This window comes from Rathayibacter sp. AY2B3 (assembly GCF_002931755.1).
GTDB lineage: Bacteria > Actinomycetota > Actinomycetes > Actinomycetales > Microbacteriaceae > Rathayibacter.
The window spans coordinates 18,696-43,470 of the sequence record NZ_PSUG01000021.1 but is presented as its reverse complement, the minus strand read 5'-3'; the positions used below and the strand labels follow the sequence as shown (position 1 = coordinate 43,470).

Sequence of the window (24,775 nt, the reverse complement as noted above, 5' to 3'; positions counted from 1 at the left end):
GCGTCGGTCCGCCTAGGAGGCGGGCCACCAGGGGCTTCGGATCGACGTGCGCACGCGGCGAGTCTAGGGGAGAGCCGGGCGGCGGCCAAGCGGTGTCAGGCGGCCGGACGCTCGGTCGGCTCGCCCCGCAGGGTCCGGAGCAGGAGGGTCGCGCCGGCCGTCGCAGCGGGGGTGGCGACGACGGCGCCCCCGGGGATGAGGAACGCGAGGTAGACGGCGATGCCGAAGCCGAGGGAGACCGCGCGGTGCTCGCCGAGGAGGCGCCGCCGGTCGCGGAGGGAGAGGCCGCGGGCGTCGCCCGCGAACCCGGTGAGCTCGAGCGCGAGGGCCCTCCCGCCGACCAGAGCGCCCGCGACGAGCCCGACGATCGAGCCGACCAGCGGCACCAGGCCCAGCAGCACCAGGACCACGCCGATCCCGAGGGAGGTGGCGACCAGCACGGCGGAGTCGCGGAGCCCGCGGCCGACCCCCTGCCAGAAGGTGCTCTCGCGCTCGTCGGGCACGCCGCCGAGGTCGTCCTCGACCCGCCGCCAGATCCGCTCGTAGAAGGGGTCGCCGACGAGCAGGGTCACCGCGGCGAAGAGGACCACCCCGAGGGCGAGCACGGCGCCGACCACCGCGATCGAGAGCACCAGGCGGACGGTGGAGGCCGTGCCCTCGTCCCAGCCGTCGGCGAACGGGGTGAGCGCGGTCACCGCGTCCTGCACCCGCGTGAGCACCAGGACCAGCACGCCGACGAAGACCAGGCCGACGATCAGGGGCGGGATCGCGCCGAGGAGCATCGCCCGCGGCGAGCGGACCCAGGTGCGGAAGCCGCGGAGGAAGAGCCGGGCACCGAGGCCGAGATCGCGGAGGACGCTCATCCCCTGATCCTCGCAGGTGGGCCCGGAGCGGTGGTCCGGCAGGACGCCCGACCGCACGGACCGGCGCGGAGCCTCACACCCGCTCGAACGGAGCGAGCAGTCCCGCCATCGCCTTCGTCCGCGGCGCCGCGTACTCGTCGCGCCGCGAGGTGCTGACGCCCATCGCGACGAGCCCCTCCACCAGGCGCACCGCTGAGGCGACTCCGTCCACCACGGGCACTCCCAGCTCCCGCGAGAGGTCGCGGCACAGGTCCGCCATCCCGGCACAGCCCAGCACGATCGAGTCCGATCCGTCGACGGCCAGCGCCTCGGCGCACTCCGCCAGGATCGCGCGACGGGCGCCGGAGCGGGGGTCGTCGAGCTCGAGCACCGGGATGTCGCAGGCGCGCACCTGACGGCAGGCGTCGCCGAACCCGGCACGGCGGGCGATGTCCCAGGCGCGGCCGCTGGTGCGCGAGAGCGTGGTGACGACGCTGAAGCCCCGGCCGACGAGCGCGGCCATGTGCATGGCCGCCTCGGCGATCCCCACGACCGGGCCGCTCGCGATCTCGCGCGCGGCGTCGACGCCCGGGTCGCCGAAGCACGCGATGACCGCGCCGTCGCTGCCGACCGCCTCCGCCCGGGCGATCTCGTGCAGGACGCCGGGGACGGCGAGCGCCTCGTCGTAGTGGCTCTCGATCGACGCCGGACCCATCGGCGGGGTGACGGCCGTGATCTCGGTGCCGAGCGAGGCGACGGAGCGGGCGGCCCGGCCGATCGCCGCGGTCATCGCGGTGCTGGTGTTCGGGTTGACGACGGTGATGCGCATGGCGGTTCCTCGGTTCGGGTGCCGGGAGGGGGGAGGGACCCGCCCGGCCGCCGGTCCGCGCGGTGCGGAGCGGACGGTGCGGATCCCTCCTCCGTTCCGATCGTTCAGACGGTCGAGCCGTCGCTGACGTTCTCGAGGTCCTCGTCGAGGCGCCCGATCCGCGGCGCGCGCCGCTCGAGCACGGCCATCGCGACGAACCCGAGCCCGCAGCCGAGGAACCAGCTGTAGTCGCCGAGCCAGGTGAACTCCGCGCCTCCCGCCTCCGCGATCCAGCGCGGCACGAGCACCGAGGCCACGGAGGGCATTCCGCCGATCACGGTCGCCCAGACGGCGTTGGGGTTGAAGCCGCGCGAGAACCAGTAGCGGCCCTTCTCGCTCATCGTGTAGAGGTCGTCGACCCAGACGCGCTGGCGGCTGATCAGGTAGTAGCCCGCGATGAGGACGCCGAACAGCGGTCCGATCAGCGCGCCGAGGATGCCGAGCGTGTAGTGGATGGCGGTGTCGTTCGAGTACCAGTTCCACGGAGTGAGCAGCACCGAGCCGACGGCGGCGATCATGCCGCCCATCCGCCAGCTGATCTTCTTCGGGTTGACGTTCGAGAAGTCGAACGCGGGGGAGATGAAGTTGGCGACGATGTTGATGCCGATCGTCGCGATGACGAAGGTGAGCCCGCCGAGGAGCACGGCGAACCAGGTGTCGATCCGCTCGACGGTCTCGATCGGGTCGGTGATCAGCTCGCCGAAGACCGGCACGGTCGCCGACGCGGTGATCACGGTGAGGAGGGAGAAGAAGAGGAAGTTGATCGGGAGGCCGAGCAGGTTGCCGCGCTTCACGGCGCCGTAGCTGCGGGCGTACCGCGAGAAGTCGCCGAAGTTGAGCATCGGGCCCGAGAAGTAGGAGACGACCAGGGCGACGGCCGAGATCATCACCGGCACCGCGGCGGCGAGGTCGAGCGGCTCGCTGGAGCCGAGGGTGAGCGAGATGTTCTCCCAGCCCGCCTGCGACACCAGGTAGACGGCGAGCACGAGCATCACCACGTAGACCGCCGGTCCCGCCCAGTCGATGAAGCGGCGGATCGACTCCATCCCCCGCCAGAACAGCGCGGCCTGCGCGACCCAGAGGATCGCGTAGGAGAGGTAGCCCAGAGCCGAGAGTCCGAGGAACGACGCCTCGGGCGTGTTCAGGGCGGCCATGCCCGGGAAGAACTTGAGGAAGACGATGTTCAGCGACTGCGCCGCCAGGTAGGTCTGCACGCCGTACCAGGCGATCGCGATCAGTCCGCGGATGATCGCGGGGATGTTCGCGCCGCGGACGCCGAAGATCGCGCGGTTGATGACGGGGTAGGGCACGCCGGTGACCTGGCTGGGCTTGGCGACCAGGTTGCAGAAGACCTGCACGATCACGATCCCCACCACCAGGGCGACGAGCACCTGCCAGCCGGCCAGGCCCAGCGCGAAGAGCGAGCCCGCGGTCACGTACCCGCCGACGCTGTGCACGTCCGACATCCAGAACGCGAAGATGTTGTAGCTCGACCAGCGCTGCTTCCGGAGCGGGGCGAGGTCCTCGTTGGAGAGGCGGTCGTCGTAGCCGGCGCTCGCCGCGGCGGCGGGATCCGGATCGACGGGGGGAGCGGTGACTCGGGGTGCGGTGACGCGGTCGGACATGGGTGGATCCACCTCTCGGGCGGTCGTGCGCGGAGCGGCACGGAGCGGATGTGTCAGGGTGGTCGGGGCGACCGGCCGAGGAGGCGGGGCGTCGCGGGGAGCGTTCCGAGTGAAGTGATCACTTCACGCGGGCCACGCTACGAGTCGGGAGGCCGCCGCTCGTTTCGGCTCCGTTACGGCTGTGTGACGATCCGCGAGAGGGGACGGGCGATGCCCTCCGACGACATCGCGCCCGACGAGGCGGCCGCCCGCGCGATCGCGGACGGGGCCGGACTCGGTGCCCGGCTGCGGGAGCTGCGGCTCTCGGCGGGCCTGTCGCTGAAGGCTCTCGCCGGACGGCTCGGCATCTCCGTGAGCGCCGTCTCGCAGATCGAGCGCGGAGCGATGCAGCCCTCGGTCGGCCGGCTGATCGCGCTCGTGGACGCGCTGGGGGTCCCGCTGTCCGCCGTGTTCGACCAGGGCGCGTCGGCGCCGGTCGAGACCGCGGTCGTCCGGGCGCGCGAGTCGGCGCCCGTGGCGCTCGAGGGCGGAGTGCTGTTCCGCCGGCTGGCGCCGCGTCCGCTGGACGCCGTCGACTTCTTCGAGTCGACCTACCCGCCGGGCTCGACCTCGACGGCGCACCGGCAGCTGCTCCGCCACGACGGGTTCGAGATGGGGACGGTGACGCTCGGGGAGCTGACGGTGGAGTTCGAGGACGAGACGGTCGTCCTGGGGCCGGGCGACGCCATCACGTTCCCGTGCGAGCGGCCGCACCGCATGGTCAACACGGGCTCGACCACGGCGATCGCGACCTGGCTGATCGTCCACCGCTGACACCGCGCCGGTGCTTCGCGCCGGACCCCTGGTGGCACCATCTGGGTATGGGACTCTGGTCCTCGCTCCTCCACAACGGGCGGACGACCGCCTCCTGTCCACACCCCGGTCGGGATCGGGGCGCGGCGGGCCCTCGGTGTCGGTACCGCCTGGTGGGCTGGTCTCCTCGACCGAGGGGTGCGGAACGTGGAGGAGCGGATGGACGGCAGGAACGACGAGGGGTGCCCGCGCTGGTGCGCGGGCGAGCACGACGAGCTGGTCGCGGCGGGGGAGCGTCTGCACCGCTCCGCGGCGAGCTCGCTCCCGGTGGTGCTCTGGGCGGGCGGAAGCGGGGCCGCGGGTGCGACGGTGCACGTCTCCCTGTGCCGCCCGGGGGAGTCGGGGGAGGACAGGCTCCGCCTGGAGGCCGACGGGCTCGGCGAGGTCGACCTCGATCTCAGCTCGGGGTCGCGGCTGGCCGGCGCGGTGCTGCGGCTACTCGGCGCCTCGTGAGGTGCGCGGCGGGTCGGGCGGGAGGAGGTCCGTCAGCTCGATCTCGAGCGCCTCGCAGAGCGCGAGGAGGGTGTGCAGCGTGGGGTTCGCGGGCGAGCCGGGCTTCGACTCGCCCTTCTCGAACTTCTGGTAGGTGTAGCCCGCGAGCCCCGCCGCGTGGGCGATCCGCTCCTGGCTGGCGCCCTTGGCGATGCGGGCCCGGTGCATGTTGGTGCCGAGCTCGCGGGCGTAGGTCGCCCAGTCGCGCTCGGGAGTGGGTGTCGACATGCCCGCCAGCTTCGGAGAAGTTCGGCCGCGGGTCAGCCATACAGGGATGGGAAATTCGCGGTGGTCATACCCGGGTGGCCACCGGCGGGGCCTCCGGAGCCCCGAGGGCCCTCTGGCGGCAGCGCCTAGTATGGCCGGGTGCCAGTGAACCCCGAACTCGTCGGGCGCGTCTTCGCGCCCACGGAGCCCTACCAGGTGGGGCGCGAGAAGGTGCGCGAGTTCGCCCGCGCCGTCTCCGCGACCTCCCCCCTGCACCACGACGTCGAAGCCGCCCGCGCCGCCGGGCACCCCGACCTCGTCGCTCCGCCCACCTTCGCCGTCGTCGTGCAGGAGTTCACGCTCCAGCAGCTGCTCGCCGAGCCCGACGGCGGGATCGACTTCAGCCGCGTCGTGCACGGCGACCAGCGCTTCGTGCTGTCCCGTCCGGTCGTCGCCGGCGACGACCTGACCGCGACACTCTCGGTCGCCGCCATCAAGAAGCTCGGCGCCCACTCGATGGTCACCACCGAGTCCCGCATGGTCGACGCGAGCGGCGAGCACGTCGTCACCGCGATCTCGACCCTCGTGGTCAGGGGAGACGAATGAGCACTGCACTGCCCGCCCTCGACGAGCTGTGCGTCGGCCAGGTCGTCGCCGAGAGCAGCTTCCCGATCGACCGCGGCACCCTGGTGCGCTACGCGGGCGCCTCGGGCGACTTCAACCCCATCCACTACCGCGACGACGTCGCCGCCGAGGTGGGCCTGCCCGGCGTGCTCGCGCACGGCATGCTCACGATGGGCACGGCGGTGCAGGTCGTCGTCGACTGGGTCGGCGACCCCGGACGCGTGGTCGACTACCAGGTGCGCTTCACCCGCCCCGTCGTCGTGGACCCGCGCGACGGCGCCGCGATCGACGTGGTCGCCAAGGTCGGCGCCGTGAACGCCGAGGAGGGCTGGGTCCGTGTCGACCTCGCCGTCTCGGTCGAGGGCCAGTCCGTCCTCGGCAAGGCCCAGGCCCGGGTCCGACTCGCGTGACCTCCGCGCCGCGGCTCTCCGCCCTGACCACCCTCCGCGTCGGCGGACCCGCCGAGCGCCTCGTCGAGCCCGCCACCGAGGCGGAGCTGGTCGAGACGCTCGTCGGCCTGTGGTCGGACGACGAGCCGTGGCTGCTGCTCGGCGGCGGCTCCAACCTCCTCGTGGGCGACGACGGGGTCGAGGGCACGGTCGTGCGCGTGCGCACCACCGGCGTCGAGCGGCTCCCCGCCGACGAGCCGGGGCGCGTGCTCCTGCGGGTGCAGGCGGGCGAGTCCTGGGACGGCCTCGTCGAGACGACCGTGGAGCGCGGCTGGGCGGGCCTCGAGGCCCTCAGCGGCATCCCCGGCACCGTCGGAGCGTCTCCGGTGCAGAACATCGGCGCCTACGGCCAGGAGCTCTCGGACACGCTGGTCGCGGTGGACTTCCTCGACGAGGGCGCCCGCGAGCCCGTCCGGCTGACGGCGGAGGAGCTGCAGTTCGCCTACCGCACCTCCGTGATCAAGCAGGGCCGCCGCGGCGCGGTGCTGGCCGTCGAATTCGCGCTCGAGGAGGTCGGCGCCGAGGGCGACGGCACTCCCGTCGCCTACGGCCAGCTGGCGTCGGCGCTCGGAGTCGCTCTCGGCGACCGCGTGCCGCTCGCGCGGGTGCGCGAGACCGTCCTGGCGCTCCGCGCGGGCAAGGGCATGGTCCTCGATCCGGAGGACCCCGACACCGCGAGCGCCGGCTCCTTCTTCACCAACCCGCTCGTCACGAGTGCGTTCGCCGACTCCCTGCCGCCCGAGGCGCCGCGCTGGCCGGTCGAGCCGACGGCGGAGGCGCCCGTCATCACTCCGCTCGCCGCGGTCGAGGCCGGAGCGCCCGTCGGGCTTCCCGTGCCTCCCCGCGCCGACGGTCTGGTGAAGCTCAGTGCCGCGTGGCTGATCGAGCACGCCGGCGTCTCGCGCGGGTTTGCCCTGCCCGGCTCGCGGGCCGCCGTGTCGAGCAAGCACACCCTCGCCCTGACCAATCGCGGAGGAGCGACGGCCGAGCAGGTCGCCGAGCTCGCCCGGTACGTCCAGGGGCGCGTCCTGGCGGAGTTCGGCGTGCTGCTGCACCCCGAGCCCGTGGTGGTCGGCACCGCGGTCTGAGCCCGCGGGATCTGCGAGAGCAGGCCCCGTGCTCCTGAGGACGCGCGCTCCTCGGCCGCGGCCTCCTCCGCCTCAGCTGTCGCGGCGGATCCAGCGGAAGCCGAAGCGGCAGGCGACGAGTCCCACGACGAGCCAGATCCCGAGCACCAGCGCGACGCCGCCGAGGTCCCACGACCCGTTGACCTCCGCCTCCTCGAACCCGCTCGGCAGGAACACGGCGCGCATGCCCTGCGCGATCCACTTGAGCGGGAAGACGCTGGCCGTGTTCTGCAGCCAGTCCGGCAGCGTCGTGAACGACAGGTACGACCCGGAGATGAACTGCAGCACGAGCAGCGGCGGCACGATCACCGCGGTCGCGCTCTTGCCCGAGCGGGGCAGGGCGGAGACGGCGATGCCGAGGATGGCCGACGTCGCGACTCCGGCCAGGTAGACCCAGGCGAAGGTCGCCCAGCGCCCGCTGTCGGTGGGCAGCGCGACCGAGAACACCGTCGCCGCGACGAGGAGCAGCAGGGCCGTCTGCGCGAGGCTCGTCACGAGCACCTGGCCGAACTTGCCGATGAAGTAGCTGAAGACCGGCAGCGGTGCTCCCGCGAGGCGCTTGAGCGTGCCGTCGCCGCGCTCGACCGCGATGTCGACGCCCAGGTTCTGGACGCCCGAGAGCAGGATCCCGGCCGCGGCCAGGCCCGGCACGTAGTACTCCGCCATCGGGATGCCCGGGTCCTGGGGGTTCGCCTGCATCACGGCGGTGTCGCCGAACGCGACCGAGAAGATCGTCAGGAGCAGCACCGGGAAGAGGAAGGTGAAGAACACCTGGTCCGGTGCGCGGAAGTACGAGCGGATCTCGTAGCGGGCCCGGGCGAGTCCGAGGCGGACGGTGCGTCCCGGACCGGTGGAGAGGGTGCGGGGGCGGGTGGCGGCGGCGGTCACGCGGGCTCTCCGATCAGGTCGACCGCGTCGCGGTCCTCGCGGATGAGGTCGAGGTAGATGTCCTCGAGGCTGGGGCGGACGACCTCGAGGGCCGTCGGCTCCCCGATCCGGGAGTGGAGCTCGGCGACGGTCCGGGCGGGCTCGGTGGTGCGCAGCCGGTGCAGCACGCCGTCCTCGCGCCACTGCACGATGGGGACGCGCGCCTCGTCCCCTCCGATCGCGCTCATCGGGCCGAGGGCCAGGAGCCGCCCACCGGAGATCACGGCGGCGCGGTCGCCGAGGCGGGCGGCCTCGTCGAGGTAGTGCGTGGTGAGCAGGATGGTCGTGCCCTCGCTCTTGAGCAGGGCGATCAGGTCCCAGAAGGAGTGGCGGGCCTCGGGGTCGAAGCCCGTGGTGGGCTCGTCGAGGAACACCAGCTCGGGGCGGCCGATGATGCCGAGGGCGACGTCGACGCGTCGGCGCTGGCCTCCCGAGAGGCGGCCGATGCGCGAGCGAGCCTTGGACGTCAGTCCGACGGCCTCGATGGTCTCGTCGACGTCGCGCGGTCGCGGGTAGAGGCCGGCGAAGTGCGCGATCTGCTCACGGACCGTCGCGTTGCCGGACTCGCCGCTGGACTGCAGGACGATGCCCAGTCGCGCCTTCCACGCCAGGTCGCCGTGGCGCGGGTCGACCCCGAGGACCGAGACCTCGCCGCCGGAGCGGTCACGATAGCCCTCGAGGATCTCGATCGTCGTCGACTTGCCGGCGCCGTTCGGGCCGAGGAGCGCGAAGGTCTCGCCCCGGTGGATGTCGAAGGAGACTCCCGCGACCGCCGGAGCGCCCCCGTAGTCCTTCCGCAGGTCGCGGACTCGGACGGCGTGGTCTTCGCTCATCGTCACAGCGTGCCCTGTCGCACCCCTCCGGCGACAGTGATCCCTGATTTCCGCCTCCCTCTTGCCCTGCCCGCCCCGAGATGGCAGGCACCCTTCATCTTTCGGACAGGCCGGGGGCAGTCCCCGCGATCACCGTGCGAGCGGTGACCGGCGATCCGCGTGTCAGCGGATCGTCGTCCGCGGTACGCATCCCGCTCTCTGCGACGCTCCTGCGTCGTCGAGCCGACCGCGGCCGATCGACGACGCAGGAGGAGAGGGTCTAATCGGTGCCGAAGAGCTTCTGCAAGCGGCGCACGCCCTCGAGGAGCGCGTCGTCGCCGAGGGCGTAGGAGAGGCGGAGGTAGCCGCTCGGTCCGAAGGCCTCGCCGGGGACGGTGGCGACCTCGGCCTGCTCGAGGATGAGGTCGGCGAGCTCGAGGGAGGTCGTCGGGGTGGCGCCGTTCCACTCGCGGTTCAGCAGTCCGTTCACGTCGGGGTAGACGTAGAACGCGCCGCCCGGGGTGGGGCACTCGATCCCGTCGATCGCGTTCAGCTCGGCGACGATGGTGCGGCGGCGGCGGTCGAAGGCCAGGCGCATCTCCTCGGCCGGCTCCTGCGGTCCCGTGAGGGCGGCGATCGCGGCGCGCTGCGAGATGTTCGAGACGTTGCTCGAGAGGTGCGACTGGAGGTTGGAGGCCCCCTTGATCGCGTCGGCCGGGCCCACCATCCATCCCACGCGCCAGCCGGTCATCGCGTAGGTCTTCGCGACGCCGTTGACGAGGATCGTCCGGTCGCGCAGGGCGGGCACCGCCTCGACGATGGAGGTCGCGCGCTCGAGCGGGCTCGCGTCGTCCTGGTCGCCGGTGGAGTAGACGAGGTTCTGGTAGATCTCGTCGGCGATGATCCAGAGGCCGTGCTCCTCGGCCCACTCGCCGATCTCGCGGGTCTGCTCGGCCGAGTAGACGGCGCCGGTGGGGTTGGAGGGGGAGACGAACAGGAGCACCTTCGTGCGCTCGGTGCGCGCGGCCTCCAGCTGCTCGACCGTGACCAGGTACCCCTGGTCGGCTCCCGCGAACACGTCCACCTGCACGCCGCCGGCCAGCTTGATCGCCTCGGGGTAGGTGGTCCAGTAGGGGGTCGGCACCAGCACCTCGTCGCCGTCGTCCAGAAGGGTCTGGAACGCCTGGTAGACGGCCTGCTTGCCGCCGTTGGTGACCACGACCTGCGACGGGTCGACGGCCCATCCGGAGTCGCGCGCCGTCTTCTCCGCGATGGCCGCGCGGAGGTCGGGGAGGCCCGCGGCGGGGGTGTAGCGGTAGTTCCTCGGGTCGAGCACGGCGGCCGAGGCGGCCTCGACGATGTGCTCGGGAGTGAGGAAGTCGGGCTCGCCGGCGGCGTAGGACACGACCGGTCGGCCCTGGGCCTGGAGGGCCTTCGCCTTGGCGTCGACCTTCAGAGTGGCGGACTCGGCGATGGCGGCGATGCGGGCGGAGATGCGCGTGGTGGAGGACACGACAGCCAGCGTATCCTGCGCGCGCACGGGGCTCCGAGGCCCCCCGCCGCTCGGCTGGACACGCCCTGCGGGTCCACGTACACTCGTCCGAGGTAGTCGATCTCTGCCCTCATCCACAGCGCCCGCGAGGGTCGCGGCGGTGGGGCGGCGGGTCGGTCTCCTCCTCGGATGCTCGCAACGGCATCCATAGGGCGGTGGCTCAATTGGTAGAGCAGCGGTCTCCAAAACCGCAGGTTGCAGGTTCGAGCCCTGTCCGCCCTGCACATCGATGCCCGTCGCACGCGGTCCCCGCGACGCTGCGGTCATCGGTCCAGGGCCGCCCATGACGGGCGGTCGGCCACACCGGAGGTTCCGGTGCGGGAAAGGTGCGTGCAGGTGGCCGGGAAAGCAGTCGACGAGCCGAGCGAGGACGTCGTCGCGATCGCCAATCAGCAGCGAGCCGCGCGGCGCAACCCGTTCGCGCGCATCGCCCTCTTCATCCGGCAGGTCATCGCCGAGCTGAAGAAGGTCGTGACGCCCACCCGTAAGGAGCTGGGCAACTACGTCGTGGTCGTGCTGATCTTCGTCGTCATCATGATGGCGCTGGTGTCCTTCCTCGACTGGGTGTTCGCCCTGGCCGTGACCTACGTGTTCGGCACACCCGCCGCCTGACCCGAGAGCATCCGGGCCGCGCGAGCGGAGGGTGCCGGCGACAGCGGGACGCGCCCCGAGGGGCGCGACCGATCGATCGAGAGAGAGTTGTGACGAGTGTCTGACAGAAACCGCGACGACGTCGACTGGGCGACGGCTGCCGAGCAGTCGTCGGAGGTCGAGGAGGAGCAGGAGGGCGACGTCCAGTCGCAGGCCGAGGACGCCGTCGAGCCCGCCGAGCAGGGTGCGCTGAGCATCATCGACGAGAACGAGTCCGAGGACGACCTCGCCTCCGACCTCGAGGCCGCGCTGGACGCCATCGGCTCCGTCGACGACCCCGAGGCCGACTCCGCGGTCGACGAGGCCGCGCACATCGACACCGTCGAGGAGGCCGAAGCGGCCCTCGAGGCCGTCGAGGACGAGGCCGAGGTCGCCGCCGAGGACGCCGAGTCCGCCGGAGAGGACCTCGCCGACATCGACCCGTACGAGGCCTTCCGCACCGAGCTGCGCGGCAAGCCGGGCAAGTGGTACGTCATCCACTCCTACGCCGGCTTCGAGAAGCGCGTGAAGTCGAACATCGAGAACCGCAAGGTCTCGCTCGAGGCCGAGGACTACATCTTCGAGGTCCAGGTCCCGATGGAGGACGTGGTCGAGATCAAGAACGGCCAGCGCAAGATGGTCACCCGCGTGCGCATCCCCGGCTACGTGCTGGTGCGCATGGACCTCAACGAGGACTCGTGGTCGGTCGTCCGCCACACCCCTGGCGTCACCGGCTTCGTGGGCAACGCCCACAACCCGACCCCGCTGCGCTTCGAGGAGGCCTTCACGATGCTGAAGAGCCTCGTCGAGATCAAGGACGTCGCCCCCTCCAAGACCGCCGGCGCCAAGGGCCAGAAGCAGGCCCAGCGCGTGCTGCCCGCCGAGGTCGACTTCGAGATCGGCGAGACCATCACCATCAAGGAGGGCTCGTTCGCGGGTCTTCCCGGCTCGATCAGCGAGATCAAGCCCGAGAGCGGCAAGCTCACCGTGCTCGTCTCGCTCTTCGAGCGCGAGACCCCGGTCGAGCTGTCGTTCGACCAGGTCACCAAGCTCTAGTCCGTCGGACCCGCGTCGACGCCCTCTCCGCTGCGGCGGAGGGGGCGTTCGTCGTCTGCGGCGTCGTGCCCGGAGTCGCCCGCGCGACCTGTGGCGTGTGCGATCCGCAGGCGTTCCGCGCGACCGGTGCGATCTGCAGGCGTTCCGCGCGACCGGTGCGATCTGCAGGCGTTCCGCGCGACCGGTGCGATCTGCAGGCGTTCCGCGCGTGGGAGCGCTTTCCTCCGCCTGAACGGTCAGCCGTGGTCGAGATCCCCTGCACACGGGACAGCCAGCTCCTGCAGATCGCACGCACTCCTGCAGATCGCGCGCACCCCTGCGGATCGGACAGTTGCCCGCGGAGGGCGCCGCAGGCGGACGGTGCCCGCGCCCTGTCGGGGGTGGCCCCGCTCGTGTAAGCTCGTACGGGTTTTCGTGTCGGCGCCCGCCTCTGTGCGCGCCGGACGACCCTCCTCCACCGCGATCCGGCACCGTCGGGTGCGCGGGAGAGCGGCCGGGAGCCCCCGACCGCTCGAACCCTGAGAAAAGGAATCAGAATGGCCCCCAAGAAGAAGGTCACCGGCCTGATCAAGCTCCAGATCAAGGCCGGCGCGGCCAACCCCGCGCCCCCGATCGGTCCGGCGCTCGGTCAGCACGGCGTCAACATCATGGAGTTCTGCAAGGCGTACAACGCGCAGACCGAGTCGCAGCGCGGCAACGTCATCCCCGTCGAGATCACCGTCTACGAGGACCGCTCGTTCACCTTCGTGCTGAAGACCCCGCCCGCGGCGGAGCTCATCAAGAAGGCCGCCGGCGTCGCCAAGGGCTCCTCGACCCCGCACACCGTGAAGGTCGCGAAGCTCACGCAGGCGCAGGTCCGCGAGATCGCCGAGGCGAAGCAGGTCGACCTGAACGCCAACGACATCGACGCCGCCGCGAAGATCATCGCCGGCACCGCCCGCTCGATGGGCATCACGGTCGAGTAGCGCGAAGCGCTGCTCGACGGCGGCAGTCCCGCGCGGACTCGCCGCGGAAGCCTCGAGAACGCGACCGCGACCCCTCACCGGTGTCGCGCGCTGCACCTCGACAACCTCCGCGCACGCTCCGCCTCCCGCGAGCAGCACTCACGGCCGCGATCGCGGCACCACCAGAACTCCATCACCCCCGTGGGAGAGCCCGCCAGGCTCTAGAACCACATTCTCGTTTCAAGGAGAAACAACATGGCACAGAAGTCGAAGGCCTACCGGGCCGCCGCGGCCAAGCTCGAAGAGGGCAAGTTCTACACGGCCGACGAGGCCGTCGCGCTCGCCCGCGAGACCGGTTCCGCCAAGTTCAACAGCACCGTCGAGGTCGCCCTCAAGCTCGGTGTCGACCCCCGCAAGGCCGACCAGATGGTCCGCGGCACGGTCATCCTGCCCCACGGCACGGGCAAGACCGCCCGCGTCATCGTGTTCGCGACCGGTCCGGCCGCCGAGGCCGCGCTGGCCGCCGGTGCCGACGAGGTCGGCGGCGCCGAGCTCATCGAGAAGGTCGCGGGCGGGTACACCTCGTTCGACTCCGCCGTCTCGACCCCGGAGCTCATGGGCCAGGTCGGCCGTCTCGGAAAGGTGCTCGGCCCCCGCGGCCTCATGCCCAACCCGAAGACCGGCACCGTGACCCCGGACGTGGCGAAGGCCGTGACCGAGATCAAGGGCGGAAAGATCGAGTTCCGCGTCGACAAGCACGCCAACGTGCACCTCGTCGTGGGCAAGGCCGCGTTCACCGAGGAGCAGCTCCAGGAGAACTTCAAGACCGCGCTCGACGAGATCCTCCGCCTCAAGCCGTCCTCCTCGAAGGGCCGCTACATCCAGAAGGCCGCCGTCTCGACGACCTTCGGCCCCGGCATCCCGCTGGACGTCAACGTCCTGGCCTGAGCCCGACACGCACCGACGTGAGGAGGGGGTCCGCTTCGGCGGGCCCCCTCCTTCGTCGTCCCGGCATACTGGTCCGGTGATCCGCCTCTCTCCGCCGCGCCTCGCGTGACCGTCCGCCGGGCGTCTCCCGCCGATGCCGCCGCCCTGGCCGAGCTGGCCGCCGCGACCTTCCCGCTGGCCTGCCCGCCGCACACGACGTAGGAGGCCAAGGCCGAGTTCGTGCGCACGGTCCTGTCGGTCGAGCGCTTCCGCGACCACCTCGTCGACCCGCTCCGCTCGCTCCTGGTCGACGACGACTCCGGGGTTCTGACCGCGTACGCGATGCTCGTGCGCGGGGAGCCCGCCGATGCGGACGTCGTCGCGGCGATCCGGGTGCGTCCCACCGTCGAGCTCAGCAAGTTCTACCTCCTCCCCGGCAGGCACGGCTCCGGAGCGGCCTCCGCGCTGATGGGTGCGACCCTCGACGAAGCGCGTGCGCACGGAGCCGCCGGCACCTGGCTCGGCGTCAACGAGGAGAACGCGCGCGCTCAGCGCTTCTACGCCAAGCACGGTTTCGCCGTCGTCGGCCGCAAGCGCTTCCTCGTCGGCGCCCGCTGGGAGGACGACTTCGTCCTCGAGCGCCCGCTCGCCTGACCCCCTCCCGGCGAGATGCCACTTCGGTACGCGACACGCCGCGCTCAGCGTGCTGAAGTGGCATCTCGCGGAGGACGCGGAGGACGCGGAGGAGCTCAGCCCTCGGAGACGGTGAGGACGATCTTGCCGCGGGTGTGGCCCGTCTCGAGCTGCTCGTGAGCCTCGCAGGCGCGGGCGAGGGGGAAGATGCCGTCGATGAAGACGCGGACGTCGCCCGACTCGAGCAGGCGCGAGACCACGCCGAGGGTCGCCCCGTCGGGTGCGACGCGGTAGGTGGAGGCGCGCACGCCCGCTGCGGCCGCCTCCTCGAAGAACCCGGGCCAGCTCCCGGTGGGCGCGTTCACGATCAGGCCCCCGGGCCGGAGGACACTCAGCGAGCGCGAGCCCGTGTCGTCGTGGACGTTGCCGACCAGATCGATGACCACGTCGACGCCGGACAGCAGCTCGTCGAAGCGCTCCGCCGTGTGGTCGATCACCTGCGCGGCGCCGAGCTCGCGCAGCCACTGCAGGTTGCGGGTCGAGCCGGTCGCGATCACCGAGGCGCCGAAGTAGGCGGCGAACTGCACGGCGAAGTGGCCGACTCCGCCCGAGCCGGCGTGGATCAGGATCCGCTGACCCTCGTGCGCCTTGGCGAGCTCCACGACCATGCCCCAGGCGGTGAGCGCCGCGAGCGGGACGCCGGCCGCCTCCACGTGCGAGAGCGTCGACGGCTTCCGCGCGATCGAGACGCTCGGCACGCTGACGTACTCCGCGTAGGAGCCCGAGTAGCGCGGCACCATGACGAAGCCGTACACCTCGTCGCCCGGCCGCAGCGGATGCGCCGGGTAGGGGCTCGAGACGACGACGCCCGAGAAGTCGTGGCCGAGGACGGCCGGGTAGGAGGCGATCTGCGAGGCGACCCCCTGGCCCGCGCGCGTCTTCGCATCGAGCGGATTCACGCCGGCCGCGACCACCTTCACGGTGAACTCGGCGTTGATGGCGGAGGGGGTCGGCACGGTCGCCAGGTGCAGGGCGGAGGCGTCGCCCGGCGCATCGATCACCGCCGCCGTCATCGTGTCGGGGAGGACGACCTCCTCCGGGATCTCGCCGATCGCGAGGCCGTGCCCGAGCGCGCTGGTGTGCATCGTCGCCTTTCCTGTCGCTGAGGCGTGCGGGTGGAGCGTGCCGAGGACGTCGCCCCCGATCCCGCATCCGACGCCGCGTCCAGTCAACCGAGGCAATGAGTCGGCGCTGTTACGGGGGTGTCACCCTCGGGAGAAGATTGGCGCGCGGAGTCGCGGGCGCCCGGTCTGGCACGATGAGGGGATGCGACGCCGACGTTCCCTGCTGGTCGGCGGTGCCCTCCTGGTCCTGGCCGGGCTCGTGGTCCTCCTGGCCGCGCGGATCAGCATCGGCACCAGCCGCTGGGTCTACGTCAGCGAGATGGGCGCGCCGGACCTGCCGACGGCGGGCGCCTTCGAGGTCGCGCTGCTGCTCGTGGCGGCCGGCGGCGCGCTGATCGCCGCGGGCGCCTGGGCGGTGCGCGCCCGCCTGCTGCCCGCCCTCCGCCCGGCCGCGGCGATCCTCCTGGCGGCCGCCTGCTTCGCGCTCGCCTCGCAGGTGACCTGCACGGCGGGCTGCCCGCTGCCGGTCGGGCCGGCCTTCCAGTGGCAGGACCTGATCCACACCTCGGCCGCCGTGCTCGGCTTCGGCGCCGCCTGCGCCGCGATGCTCCAGCTGGCGACGGTGCGGGGGCGCCCGGCGGTCGCGCGCCTCTCGCTCGCCGCCGGGATCTCGGTGGCGGTCGTCGCCGGGACCGGCGGGATCCTGTCGCTGCTGCGCGTGTGGCTGCGGCTCGGCGGGACGCTCGAGTTCGTGGCGACGGCGATCGCGGTGCTCTGGCTCGCGTTCGTCGGCCTGGTGCTCGCGCTCGAGGACCTCAGCGCCGAGCGAGCCAGTCGCGGACGTGCCCGCGGATCCGGTCCTGCTGGGCGGCGAAGCCCTCGTCCCGCGACGGCACCCGCTCGCAGTCCGCATCCGGAAGAGCCCTAGCCCACGCCTCCGCGACCTCGACCGGATGCACGGGGTCGCGCTCCGCCGCGATCACCAGGGTGCGCGCGATGACCTCGCCCAGCTCTGCGGAGTCGCGGTAGGCGGCGTTCCGCGGGATCTGGGCGAGCCGGACGGCACGCTCGGCCGCCCGCGGGGAACGGAACTGCAGTGTCAGCGCCTCCGCCGACGCGGGGGACACCTCGGCGGCGCGCGCGAACAGGCCCGAGGCGCGGAACATCCTCTCGCCGCGCTTCGCGCCGTGGTCGTGCAGGAGCTGCGCGATGACGGGGAACACGGTGAGGTTCTCGGGAAGCGGCTCGGCGGTGAAGGCGGGACGCACGAAGACGGCGCGGTCGATCGGCAGCACGCGTCGGACGGCGAGGCGCAGGGCGATCGCGGCGCCCATCGAGATGCCGAGCACCGTGAGCGGCTTGTGCGCGGCTCCGGCCCGCACGACCTCCTCCGTCACCTCGTCGGCCAGCGCCTCGAGCGCGAAGTCGCCGGGCGCGCCGAGCAGCTCGGAGGCGCCGTGGGCGCGGACGTCCGGAGCGATGACCTCGCTGCCGGCGGGGAGGGCGGAGCGCAGCAGCCCCAGCGGCTGGGAGCGGTCGCCGCCCAGGCCGTGCAGGAGGAGGACCGTCACCGGGCGCGGGTCCGCTCGTGCAGCTCGGCCATCAGCATCCCCGCCAGCCGCACGAGGATGTGGATCTCGTCCTCGTCGCGGTCCACCCAGCGGGAGTTCGGCTCGCCCTCGATGGGCACGAAGTCGCGGTGCTGCTCCCAGACGACGAGCGTGCGCTCCGCGCCGAGGACGTACTGCTGCCAGAAGACCTGCCGCAGGTAGTGGCGCGGAATGCTCCGCCACGGCTTCGTCGTGGTCTTGATCTCGCACAGCTCGAGCCGGCCGTCCTCGCGGAGGCCGATGCCGTCGGGAGTGGCGAGGTGGCGCCGCTCCTGACTCGCGTGGAAGAGGGTGCTGCTGGGCTCGATCGCGTGCTCGCTCCGCACCCAGGCGGCGATCTCGGGTTCGCGGGCGCGGCCGTGGTCGGTGAAGGCGTTGCCGCCGAAGCCGGTGCCGTAGAGCTTGTCGAGCGCAGCCCTGCCGATCGCAGCGGGGGAGGAGAGGCGGGCGACGTCGGTCGCGGTGATGCCTCGCGAGCGGGCGCGGAGCCAGGCGACGCGGTCCGAGGAGTCGGCGACGACCCTCCGGAGGTGCGGGGGCTCGGCGTCCGTGAAGACGGGCTGCGTCTCCCAGGGGAAGGAGAGCTGCAGGTCGGGCACCGATTCATTCTCTGCCCCCTGCGGCGCCCGGTCGAATCGGCACGCCGACGCGCGGCGTCCCGCCGCGGCGGGACTGCTCGCGACGGCGGCTCAGGCGTCGAGGAAGGCGTCGACGTGCGCGGGGGAGAGGAGGTGGCGCCGGACCATCAGGGCGGCACCGCGGACGCCTCCGCCCTGGGCCGCGGCCTGCACGATGTCGAGCGCGCGGGTCGCCAGGGGGAGGGAGCGGCGGTAGACGACCTCGCGGACCCCGGCGAGGACCTCGTGGCTGGCCTGGGCGATGCTGCCGCCGACGACGATGACGGAGGGGTTCAGGAGGTTCACGCAGGTGGCGAGCACCTCGCCGATGTCGCGGCCCGCGGCGCGCGTGAGCTCGACGGTGGTGGGGTCCCCGCCGGTCAGCAGGGTGACGACGTCGGAGGTGCTGGCGGCGTCGATCCCGGACTCGGTCAGACGGCGGGCGATGGCCGAGCCGCTCGCGATCGCCTCGAGGTCGGCCTCGCCGCGGTCGCCGGGGACCTGCACGTGGCCGAGGTCGCCCGCGGCGCCGAGGGCTCCGCGCTGCAGGGCGCCGCCGCTGACGATCCCGGCTCCGATGCCGGTGGACACCTTCACGTAGAGGAGGTCGTCGACGTCGGCGTAGTGGTCGGCGTGCTCGCCGAGCGCGAGCAGGTTCACGTCGTTGTCGACCAGGACGGGCACGGGGAGGCGGCGGCCGACGAACTCCGGGATGTCGAAGCGGTCCCAGCCGGGCATGATCGGCGGCTTCACCGGGCGGCCCGTCGCGTGCTCGACCGGGCCGGGGACGCCGACGCCGACTCCCGCGAGCGGGCCGGCAGCCGGAGTCCGGCCGAGCAGGGCCGCGGCGACGTCGAGGGCGTGGCCGAGGACGGCGAGAGGGCCGTCGGCGATGGCGATGCTCTCGCGGCGGCGGGCGAGGACCGTGCCGTCGAGGTCGGTCAGGGCCACGACGGCGTGCGCCGCGCCCAGGTCGACGGCGAGGAGGCTGCGCGCGCGGGGGTCGAAGGCCACGCGGGCGGCGGGGCGGCCGCCGGAGGAGGGGGCGTCGTCCTGCCGGGCGACCAGGCCGGAGGCGGTCAGGACGTCGAGCTGGGCGGAGACGGCCGCGCGCGGCAGGCCCGTCTCGGCGACCACGTCTGCCCGCGTCCGGGGCGCCCCGTCGGCCAGCAGGAGCAGCAGCTCGCCGACCGCGCTGACGGTGATGCGGCGGCGCGGGGACATGGCCAGAGTCAACCACAGCGCCCGCGCTTCTGCGCGGTGGGCGCCCGACTTGGCGGGCGTGCAGGGCTAGTTTTGCTTGTCCGTGAGCAAAAGTCCGCGTAGGGTTCGAGGCACACCTTCCGATGCGATCAGGAGCCCCACCGGTGGCCACACCCTCAGACCTCTCTGTCCAGCTCTACTCGGTGCGCGAGCCGCTCGCGGCCGATCTGCCCGCCACCCTCGAGCGCCTCGCGGCGATCGGCTTCACCACGGTCGAGCTCTTCGGGTTCGTCGACCTGGCCGACGCCTACCGCGCGGCGCTCCCGGCCAGCGGTCTGCGCGCTCCCAGCGCCCACGCGCGCCTCCTCGGCCCGCAGGGTGACGCCACCGTGGACGAGATCCTCGACACGGCCGCCTCGTTCGGCGTCGAGACCGTGATCGACCCCTTCGTCGATCCGACCCGCTGGACCACCGCGGACGACGTCGCCCGCATCGCCGACGAGCTGAACGCGCTGGTCGACTCCGCAGCCGCCCGCGGCCTGGTGCTCGGCTACCACAACCACGCGTTCGAGTTCGAGAACCGCGTCGACGGCCGCAGCGCCTTCGAGCACCTCGCGGGCCTGCTCGACCCGCGCATGGTCCTCGAGCTCGACACCTACTGGGCGGCCGTCGGCGGCGACGACCCGGTCGAGGTGCTCGAACGCCTCGGCGGCCAGGTGCGCTTCCTGCACGTGAAGGACGGACCCGTCTCGGCCGACACCCAGGAGCAGCTGCCCGCGGGCGAGGGCGCGATGGACGTCCCGGCGATCCTCGCCGCCGCTCCGCAGGCCCTGCCCGTGCTGGAGTTCGACGCCTACGCCGGCGACATCTTCGAGGGCCTGGAGTCGGCCCACCGCTACGTCTCGGGGCTCGGCGCATGAGCGGCACCGGCCGCGTGGGCGTCGGCGTCATCGGCGCCGGCAACATCAGCACCCAGTACCTGACCAACCTCACCGTCTTCCCCGACCTCGAGGTGCTCTTCGTCGCCGACATCGACCTCGAGCGGGCGAGGACCCAGGCCGAGGCGTTCGGCGTCCCCGCCTCCGGCACCGTCGAGGAGCTCCTCGCACACGAGGGCATCGAGATCGTCGTGAACCTCACGATCCCGGCCGCCCACGTCGAGGTCGCGCGCCGCGCGGTCGAGGCGGGCAAGCACGTGTGGACCGAGAAGCCCTTCTCGCTCGACCGCGACAGCGGGATCGAGCTGCTCGCGCTGGCGAAGGAGAAGGGGCTGCGTGTGGCGACCGCTCCCGACACCTTCCTGGGCGCGGGCCTCCAGACGGCGCAGCGCGTGATCGAGAGCGGAGCCATCGGCACGCCGCTCTCCGCCCTCACCCTCTTCCAGGGCCCCGGCCCCGAGTCGTGGCACCCGAACCCGGAGTTCTTCTTCGCCGAGGGCGGTGGGCCGCTGCTGGACATGGGCCCGTACTACATCACCACGCTCGTGCAGAACCTCGGCCCCGTCGAGAGCGTCACCGCCGTCTCGTCCCAGGCCCGCGCCACCCGCGTGGTCGGCTCCGGCCCGAAGGAGGGCACCGAGTTCCCGGTGACCATCCCGACGCACATCGGCGGGCTGCTCCGCTTCGAGTCCGGGGCCTCGGCCCAGGGTGTGTGGAGCTTCGACTCGAGCCTGCCGCGCACCGGCTTCGTCGAGATCAACGGCTCCGAGGGCACCCTCGTCCTCCCCGACCCGAACCAGCACGACGGCGAGATCACCCTGCACCGCCGCGGGTCCGCCGAGCCGGAGGTCCTCGCGGCGACCGGCTCGACCGCCTCCCGCGGCACCGGCGTGCTCGAGCTCGCCCGTGCGATCCGGGCCGACCGCCCCGAGGCCGCCTCCGGGGACCTGGCGTACCACGTCACCGACGTGATGCTCTCGCTCCTCGAGGCCGCCGAGACCGGCGAGAAGGTCCTCGTCACGAGCTCCGTGACGCCCCGCCCCGCACTTCCCGAGAGCTGGGACCCGACCGAAGCGACCCTCTCCTGATGCCCGCACCCCTGCGCGTCGGCGTGCTCGGCGGCGGCTTCATGGCGGCCGTGCACAGCCGCGCGGCCCGGAGCGCCGGAGCGGTGCTCGCCGGCGTCGCCTCCTCCACCCGCGAGAAGGGCGAGCGGGCGGCGGCCGAGCTCGGCGTCGAACGCGCCTACCCGGACGCCCGGGCCCTGATCGAGGACGACAGCATCGACCTCGTGCACGTCTGCACCCCGAACGCCACGCACGCCGCACTCGCGCTCGCGGCGATCGAGGCGGGCAAGCACGTGGTCTGCGAGAAGCCGCTCGCCGCGACGCTGCGGGAGGCGGAGTCGCTCGCCGCGGCCGCGTCCTCCGCCGGCGTGGTGGCGACCGTCCCGTTCGCCTACCGCTTCCACCCGATGGTGCGCGAGGCCCGCGCCCGTGTCGCCTCCGGCGAGACCGGCCGCCTGGTCACGGTCCGCGGGAGCTACCTCCAGGACTGGCTGCTGGGCGCCTCCGACGACAACTGGCGCGTCGACCCGGCCGCCGGCGGCCGCTCGCGGGCCTTCGGCGACATCGGCTCGCACCTGGTCGACCTGCTGGAGTTCGTCACCGGCGACCGGATCGACTCGCTCGCCGCGATCACGAGCACGGTCCACGCCGAGCGCGGCGGCCGCCCGGTGCGCACCGAGGACGTGGCCGGCCTGATCGTCCGGCTCGAGGGCGGCGCCGTCGGCACGCTCCTCGTCTCGCAGGTCACCGCGGGCCACCGCAACGAGCTGGTGCTCGAGGTCTCCGGGCTGGAGGAGTCGCTGCGGTTCGAGCAGGAGCTCCCCGAGACGCTGTGGGTGGGACGGCGCGACAGCGCCCTGCTGGTGCCGCGCGACGCCTCGATCCTCGCGCCCGACGCCGCCCGGCTCTCGATCGTGCCGAGCGGCCATCCGATGGGCTACCAGGACGCCTTCACGGCGTTCGCCCGCGACACCTACGCCGCCGTGGCGGGCGCCGACGTCGAGGGTCTGCCGACCTTCGCCGACGGCCTCCGCGCGGCGCGCATCACCGAGGCCGTGCTCGACGCGGCCGAGACAGGCGCCTGGGTGACCGTGCCCGCCGCCGACGACCGGACGGAGATCGCCGCATGAGCGACGAGAAGACCTACCCCGCCACCCGTCCCGTGACGCTGTTCACCGGGCAGTGGGCCGACCTGCCCTTCGAGGAGGTCGCCCGCCTCGCCGCCGAGTGGGGCTACGACGGACTCGAGATCGCGGCCTCGGGCGACCACCTCGACCTCAAGCGCGCGGACGAGGACGACGCCTACGCCGCCTCGCGCCTGGAGGTCCTCGACCGCTACGGCCTCGAGGTCTTCGCGATCTCGAACCACCTCACCGGCCAGGCCGTCTGCGACGACCCGATCGACTTCCGCCACAAGGCCCTCGTGCGCGACTACACCTGGGGCGACGGCGACGCGGAGGGAGTGCGGCAGCGCGCCGCCGAGGACATGAAGCGCTCGGCGCGGGTCGCCCGCAAGCTCGGCGTGGACGTCGTCGTCGGCTTCACCGGCTCGAAGATCTGGCCCTACGTGGCGCAGTTCCCGCCGGTGCCGGCCTCCGTCATCGACGAGGGCTACGAGGACTTCGCGACCCGCTGGAACCCGATCCTCGACGAGTTCGACGCGAACGGCGTGGTCTACGCGCACGAGGTGCACCCGTCCGAGATCGCCTACGACTACTGGTCGAGCGTGCGCACCCTCGAGGCGATCGGGCACCGCCCGGCCTTCGGCTTCAACTGGGACCCGTCGCACATGATGTGGCAGGACATCGACCCGGTCGGCTTCATCGTCGACTTCAAGGACCGGATCTACCACGTCGACTGCAAGGACACCCGCCTGCGCCCGAAGAACGGCCGCGCGGGCGCGCTCGGCTCGCACCTGCCCTGGGGCGACCCCCGCCGCGGCTGGGACTTCGTCTCGACCGGTCACGGCGACGTCCCGTGGGAGGACGCGTTCCGGGCGCTGGAGTCGATCGGCTACTCCGGCCCGATCTCCATCGAGTGGGAGGACGCCGGGATGGACCGCCTGCACGGCGCGAAGGAGGCCGTCGGCTTCATCCGCTCGCTGCTCTGGAAGACCCCGACCGCGTCGTTCGACGCGGCGTTCTCGAACCAGTAGCCGGCGGCCCTGCTCGGAGGGACGCCGCCTCGATCCGCAGCGCACTGCGCGGACCCTGGCGGCGTCCCTCCGACGAGGAGAGGGAGCGTCAGCCCGCGGCCTTGGCGGCGCGCTCGGACTTGATGCGGGCCTGCTCGCGGCGGACCTCCGCATAGCGGTTCTGCTCGACGCGCAGCCACTCGGGGACCTCGTCGAGCAGGGCCTGGATCTCGGGAGTGGTCAGCGCCTCGGTGACGCCGCCGCGGGCGAGCCCCGAGATGGAGACGTTCAGCCGCGAGGCGATGACGGAGCGGGGGTGCGGCCCCTCCTCGCGCAGCTGCACGAGCCAGGCGGGCGGGTTCGCCGCGAGCTCGTCGTACTGCTCCCGCGTGATCGCCGACTCCTGGAACTCCTCCGGGGTCGCGGGCAGGTAGACCTGCAGCTTCTTCGCCGCGGTCGCAGCCTTCATCGTCTGTGTCGCCTTGGCCATGCGGCAACCCTACCGGCGCGGCGCGGACCACCTACCCTGAGGGGATGAGCGAGCAGCCCGAGACCGTCGACCCGCAGGCCGCTCCCGAGGCGGAGGGGCGTCCGGAGGGCGCGGCGGGCGCAGTGGACGCGGTCGGCGCCGAGCCGGACGACACCGACGGCGTCTTCGAGGGCCTCGACGCCGACGACTCCGACGACTCCGACGACTCCGACGACGCCGACGCCGACGTCGAGGACGCCGACGCCGTCCCCGCCGGCCCCGTGCTCGCCGTCGCCCTCGTGCCCGGCGTCACCCCCACCAAGTGGACCCGTGTCTGGGGCCAGCGCCGCTCCGATCTCCCGCTGCGCATCACCGTCGTCGCCGAGCGCGAGCAGGAGCGGGCGCTGCTCGAGGGCCGCGCGCAGCTCTCGTTCGTCCGCGGCGACGTCTCCTCCTCCGCCCTCAGCTCCATCCACCTCTACGACGAGCAGCCCGTCGCCGTCGTCGGCCGCGAGCACGCCCTGGCCGCCGCGGAGGAGCTCGACATCGCCGAGCTGGCCGGCGAGCACCTCCTCCAGGACCCGGCGGACGTGCCGGAGTGGGCCGCCGTCGCCGAGGAGCTCGCCGACGGCTCGCGGCGCCCGCTGCCGCGCATGGCCGGCCTCGACGATGCGGTCGAGCAGGTCGCGGCCGGCGTGGGCGTGCTCATCGTGCCGCAGTCGGTGGCGCGCGTGCACAGCCGCAAGGACGTGACCGCGGTGCCGTTGACCGGCGTCGCTCCCTCCTCCGTCCGCCTGGCCTGGGTGACGGACGACAAGGGCGACGACGTCGAGGACTTCATCGGCGTCGTCCGCGGACGCAGCGCGAACACCACCCGCGGGACCGCCGCGACACCGAAGGTCGAGTCGCGCGCGAAGGCCGCCAAGGCGAAGGCGCGGGAGGCGCGCGAGAAGGCGGAGAGGGCCGGAGGCGGCAAGAAGAAGCCGGCACGCGCCAAGGCGGCCGCGCCGGCCGTGCGGCGGACCCGCAAGCCGCGCGGCCGCTGA

Annotated in this window: 28 protein-coding genes and 1 tRNA gene; 17 read left to right on the top strand and 12 right to left on the bottom strand. The window is 72.8% G+C overall.

The features are described 5' to 3' along the window. Positions 1-95 precede the first annotated feature (95 nt). From C5C24_RS08785 to C5C24_RS08775, 3 genes are all read right to left on the bottom strand, one after another. The gene (locus C5C24_RS08785; protein WP_104277359.1) at positions 96-863 is read right to left on the bottom strand and encodes an EI24 domain-containing protein; all 768 of its coding nucleotides are present in this window, start codon (positions 861-863) and stop codon (positions 96-98) included. 73 nt (positions 864-936) lie between these two features. After that, positions 937-1,671, bottom strand: coding sequence for an aspartate/glutamate racemase family protein (locus tag C5C24_RS08780; protein WP_104304783.1), 735 nt, complete (start codon positions 1,669-1,671; stop codon positions 937-939). Positions 1,672-1,775: 104 nt separating this feature from the next. Further along, positions 1,776-3,335 carry an NCS1 family nucleobase:cation symporter-1 gene (locus C5C24_RS08775; protein WP_104304782.1) on the bottom strand — a complete coding sequence of 520 codons (1,560 nt, stop codon included), beginning with the start codon at positions 3,333-3,335 and terminating at the stop codon, positions 1,776-1,778. A 210-nt stretch (positions 3,336-3,545) separates the two neighbouring features. Between C5C24_RS08775 and C5C24_RS08770 the strand changes: the two genes are divergently transcribed. Next, positions 3,546-4,148, top strand: coding sequence for a helix-turn-helix domain-containing protein (locus C5C24_RS08770; protein ID WP_104277362.1), 603 nt, complete (start codon positions 3,546-3,548; stop codon positions 4,146-4,148). A gap of 198 nt (positions 4,149-4,346) precedes the next feature. Beyond that, positions 4,347-4,640: a DUF6907 domain-containing protein gene (locus C5C24_RS08765; protein ID WP_104304781.1), complete on the top strand. Its 294-nt coding sequence runs from the start codon at positions 4,347-4,349 to the stop codon at positions 4,638-4,640. On the opposite strand, the gene C5C24_RS08760 is transcribed toward C5C24_RS08765, so the two are convergent. Beyond that, positions 4,623-4,907: a helix-turn-helix domain-containing protein gene (locus C5C24_RS08760; RefSeq protein WP_104223625.1), complete on the bottom strand. Its 285-nt coding sequence runs from the start codon at positions 4,905-4,907 to the stop codon at positions 4,623-4,625. The two genes, C5C24_RS08765 and C5C24_RS08760, sit on opposite strands and share 18 nt — an antisense overlap. Before the next feature lie 138 nt (positions 4,908-5,045). On the opposite strand from C5C24_RS08760, the gene C5C24_RS08755 reads away from it, so the two are divergent. The 3 genes from C5C24_RS08755 to C5C24_RS08745 are packed head-to-tail and all read left to right on the top strand — an operon-like array spanning position 5,046 to position 7,047. After that, entirely contained in the window at positions 5,046-5,492 is a 447-nt protein-coding gene (locus C5C24_RS08755) for a MaoC family dehydratase N-terminal domain-containing protein (protein WP_104304780.1), read from the top strand. Further along, complete coding sequence (locus C5C24_RS08750; RefSeq protein ID WP_104304779.1) at positions 5,489-5,920, top strand: MaoC/PaaZ C-terminal domain-containing protein; 432 nt, start codon at positions 5,489-5,491, stop codon at positions 5,918-5,920. Before C5C24_RS08755 ends, C5C24_RS08750 begins: the two co-directional genes overlap by 4 nt. Further along, entirely contained in the window at positions 5,917-7,047 is a 1,131-nt protein-coding gene (locus C5C24_RS08745; protein ID WP_104304778.1) for a UDP-N-acetylmuramate dehydrogenase, read from the top strand. The genes C5C24_RS08750 and C5C24_RS08745 overlap by 4 nt, the downstream gene beginning before the upstream one ends. A gap of 72 nt (positions 7,048-7,119) precedes the next feature. On the opposite strand, the gene C5C24_RS08740 is transcribed toward C5C24_RS08745, so the two are convergent. The 3 genes from C5C24_RS08740 to C5C24_RS08730 form a co-directional block, all read right to left on the bottom strand. Beyond that, the gene (locus C5C24_RS08740; protein ID WP_104277367.1) at positions 7,120-7,974 is read right to left on the bottom strand and encodes an ABC transporter permease; all 855 of its coding nucleotides are present in this window, start codon (positions 7,972-7,974) and stop codon (positions 7,120-7,122) included. Then, the gene (locus C5C24_RS08735) at positions 7,971-8,846 is read right to left on the bottom strand and encodes an ABC transporter ATP-binding protein (protein WP_104277386.1); all 876 of its coding nucleotides are present in this window, start codon (positions 8,844-8,846) and stop codon (positions 7,971-7,973) included. Before C5C24_RS08735 ends, C5C24_RS08740 begins: the two co-directional genes overlap by 4 nt. Positions 8,847-9,105: 259 nt before the next feature. Next, positions 9,106-10,347: a pyridoxal phosphate-dependent aminotransferase gene (locus C5C24_RS08730; protein WP_374955328.1), complete on the bottom strand. Its 1,242-nt coding sequence runs from the start codon at positions 10,345-10,347 to the stop codon at positions 9,106-9,108. Between the two features lie 179 nt (positions 10,348-10,526). Here C5C24_RS08730 and C5C24_RS08725 point away from each other — a divergent pair. From C5C24_RS08725 to C5C24_RS08700, 6 genes are all read left to right on the top strand, one after another. After that, positions 10,527-10,599, top strand: a tRNA-Trp gene (locus C5C24_RS08725). 114 nt (positions 10,600-10,713) lie between these two features. Continuing rightward, positions 10,714-10,989, top strand: a complete 276-nt coding sequence (gene secE, locus C5C24_RS08720; protein WP_068208793.1) for a preprotein translocase subunit SecE — start codon at positions 10,714-10,716, stop codon at positions 10,987-10,989. Between the two features lie 96 nt (positions 10,990-11,085). Continuing rightward, on the top strand, positions 11,086-12,063 hold the full coding sequence (gene nusG / locus C5C24_RS08715; protein ID WP_104277368.1) for a transcription termination/antitermination protein NusG: 978 nt from the start codon (positions 11,086-11,088) through the stop codon (positions 12,061-12,063). 536 nt (positions 12,064-12,599) lie between these two features. Continuing rightward, entirely contained in the window at positions 12,600-13,028 is a 429-nt protein-coding gene (gene rplK / locus C5C24_RS08710; protein WP_104223632.1) for a 50S ribosomal protein L11, read from the top strand. Positions 13,029-13,262: 234 nt separating this feature from the next. After that, entirely contained in the window at positions 13,263-13,955 is a 693-nt protein-coding gene (gene rplA / locus C5C24_RS08705) for a 50S ribosomal protein L1 (RefSeq protein WP_104223633.1), read from the top strand. 219 nt (positions 13,956-14,174) lie between these two features. After that, a complete protein-coding gene (locus C5C24_RS08700; protein ID WP_308470819.1) occupies positions 14,175-14,588 on the top strand; it encodes a GNAT family N-acetyltransferase in 414 nt (137 codons plus the stop codon). A 95-nt stretch (positions 14,589-14,683) separates the two neighbouring features. Here C5C24_RS08700 and C5C24_RS08695 read toward each other — a convergent pair whose 3' ends face one another. After that, on the bottom strand, positions 14,684-15,712 hold the full coding sequence (locus tag C5C24_RS08695; RefSeq protein WP_374953941.1) for an NADP-dependent oxidoreductase: 1,029 nt from the start codon (positions 15,710-15,712) through the stop codon (positions 14,684-14,686). Between the two features lie 181 nt (positions 15,713-15,893). Here C5C24_RS08695 and C5C24_RS08690 point away from each other — a divergent pair, with 181 nt between their 5' ends. Continuing rightward, positions 15,894-16,619, top strand: coding sequence for a DUF998 domain-containing protein (locus C5C24_RS08690; protein ID WP_104282046.1), 726 nt, complete (start codon positions 15,894-15,896; stop codon positions 16,617-16,619). On the opposite strand, the gene C5C24_RS08685 is transcribed toward C5C24_RS08690, so the two are convergent. The 3 genes from C5C24_RS08685 to C5C24_RS08675 all read right to left on the bottom strand — a co-directional run bounded on the left by C5C24_RS08685 (position 16,507) and on the right by C5C24_RS08675 (position 19,142). Next, entirely contained in the window at positions 16,507-17,262 is a 756-nt protein-coding gene (locus C5C24_RS08685; RefSeq protein WP_181110033.1) for an alpha/beta fold hydrolase, read from the bottom strand. The genes C5C24_RS08690 and C5C24_RS08685 overlap by 113 nt on opposite strands. Then, positions 17,259-17,891, bottom strand: coding sequence for a YqaJ viral recombinase family protein (locus C5C24_RS08680; RefSeq protein WP_104238303.1), 633 nt, complete (start codon positions 17,889-17,891; stop codon positions 17,259-17,261). Before C5C24_RS08680 ends, C5C24_RS08685 begins: the two co-directional genes overlap by 4 nt. 99 nt (positions 17,892-17,990) lie before the next feature. Continuing rightward, on the bottom strand, positions 17,991-19,142 hold the full coding sequence (locus C5C24_RS08675; RefSeq protein ID WP_104223637.1) for an ROK family transcriptional regulator: 1,152 nt from the start codon (positions 19,140-19,142) through the stop codon (positions 17,991-17,993). A 143-nt stretch (positions 19,143-19,285) separates the two neighbouring features. On the opposite strand from C5C24_RS08675, the gene C5C24_RS08670 reads away from it, so the two are divergent. The 4 genes from C5C24_RS08670 to C5C24_RS08655 are packed head-to-tail and all read left to right on the top strand — an operon-like array spanning position 19,286 to position 23,281. Beyond that, on the top strand, positions 19,286-20,041 hold the full coding sequence (locus C5C24_RS08670; protein ID WP_258065114.1) for a sugar phosphate isomerase/epimerase: 756 nt from the start codon (positions 19,286-19,288) through the stop codon (positions 20,039-20,041). Next, positions 20,038-21,147, top strand: a complete 1,110-nt coding sequence (locus C5C24_RS08665; protein WP_104304775.1) for a Gfo/Idh/MocA family protein — start codon at positions 20,038-20,040, stop codon at positions 21,145-21,147. Before C5C24_RS08670 ends, C5C24_RS08665 begins: the two co-directional genes overlap by 4 nt. Continuing rightward, positions 21,147-22,256, top strand: coding sequence for a Gfo/Idh/MocA family protein (locus tag C5C24_RS08660; RefSeq protein WP_104304774.1), 1,110 nt, complete (start codon positions 21,147-21,149; stop codon positions 22,254-22,256). The genes C5C24_RS08665 and C5C24_RS08660 overlap by 1 nt, the downstream gene beginning before the upstream one ends. After that, positions 22,253-23,281, top strand: coding sequence for a sugar phosphate isomerase/epimerase (locus tag C5C24_RS08655; protein WP_181135510.1), 1,029 nt, complete (start codon positions 22,253-22,255; stop codon positions 23,279-23,281). Before C5C24_RS08660 ends, C5C24_RS08655 begins: the two co-directional genes overlap by 4 nt. 88 nt (positions 23,282-23,369) lie before the next feature. On the opposite strand, the gene C5C24_RS08650 is transcribed toward C5C24_RS08655, so the two are convergent. Further along, positions 23,370-23,750: a DUF5997 family protein gene (locus C5C24_RS08650; protein WP_104282051.1), complete on the bottom strand. Its 381-nt coding sequence runs from the start codon at positions 23,748-23,750 to the stop codon at positions 23,370-23,372. A 44-nt stretch (positions 23,751-23,794) separates the two neighbouring features. Between C5C24_RS08650 and C5C24_RS08645 the strand changes: the two genes are divergently transcribed. Continuing rightward, positions 23,795-24,775 carry a LysR substrate-binding domain-containing protein gene (locus tag C5C24_RS08645; RefSeq protein WP_104304773.1) on the top strand — a complete coding sequence of 327 codons (981 nt, stop codon included), beginning with the start codon at positions 23,795-23,797 and terminating at the stop codon, positions 24,773-24,775.

Coding starts and splice junctions, on each gene's coding strand:
- C5C24_RS08760 (WP_104223625.1), bottom strand. CDS start 4,907: ATGTCGACACCCACTCCCGAGCGCGACTGGGCGACCTACGCCCGCGAG.
- rplA (WP_104223633.1), top strand. CDS start 13,263: ATGGCACAGAAGTCGAAGGCCTACCGGGCCGCCGCGGCCAAGCTCGAA.
- C5C24_RS08660 (WP_104304774.1), top strand. CDS start 21,147: ATGCCCGCACCCCTGCGCGTCGGCGTGCTCGGCGGCGGCTTCATGGCG.
- C5C24_RS08770 (WP_104277362.1), top strand. CDS start 3,546: ATGCCCTCCGACGACATCGCGCCCGACGAGGCGGCCGCCCGCGCGATC.
- C5C24_RS08735 (WP_104277386.1), bottom strand. CDS start 8,846: ATGAGCGAAGACCACGCCGTCCGAGTCCGCGACCTGCGGAAGGACTAC.
- C5C24_RS08785 (WP_104277359.1), bottom strand. CDS start 863: ATGAGCGTCCTCCGCGATCTCGGCCTCGGTGCCCGGCTCTTCCTCCGC.
- C5C24_RS08675 (WP_104223637.1), bottom strand. CDS start 19,142: ATGTCCCCGCGCCGCCGCATCACCGTCAGCGCGGTCGGCGAGCTGCTG.
- C5C24_RS08775 (WP_104304782.1), bottom strand. CDS start 3,335: ATGTCCGACCGCGTCACCGCACCCCGAGTCACCGCTCCCCCCGTCGAT.
- C5C24_RS08765 (WP_104304781.1), top strand. CDS start 4,347: ATGGACGGCAGGAACGACGAGGGGTGCCCGCGCTGGTGCGCGGGCGAG.
- C5C24_RS08655 (WP_181135510.1), top strand. CDS start 22,253: ATGAGCGACGAGAAGACCTACCCCGCCACCCGTCCCGTGACGCTGTTC.
- C5C24_RS08645 (WP_104304773.1), top strand. CDS start 23,795: ATGAGCGAGCAGCCCGAGACCGTCGACCCGCAGGCCGCTCCCGAGGCG.
- C5C24_RS08695 (WP_374953941.1), bottom strand. CDS start 15,712: ATGCACACCAGCGCGCTCGGGCACGGCCTCGCGATCGGCGAGATCCCG.
- C5C24_RS08690 (WP_104282046.1), top strand. CDS start 15,894: ATGCGACGCCGACGTTCCCTGCTGGTCGGCGGTGCCCTCCTGGTCCTG.
- rplK (WP_104223632.1), top strand. CDS start 12,600: ATGGCCCCCAAGAAGAAGGTCACCGGCCTGATCAAGCTCCAGATCAAG.
- C5C24_RS08650 (WP_104282051.1), bottom strand. CDS start 23,750: ATGGCCAAGGCGACACAGACGATGAAGGCTGCGACCGCGGCGAAGAAG.
- C5C24_RS08780 (WP_104304783.1), bottom strand. CDS start 1,671: ATGCGCATCACCGTCGTCAACCCGAACACCAGCACCGCGATGACCGCG.
- C5C24_RS08750 (WP_104304779.1), top strand. CDS start 5,489: ATGAGCACTGCACTGCCCGCCCTCGACGAGCTGTGCGTCGGCCAGGTC.
- C5C24_RS08665 (WP_104304775.1), top strand. CDS start 20,038: ATGAGCGGCACCGGCCGCGTGGGCGTCGGCGTCATCGGCGCCGGCAAC.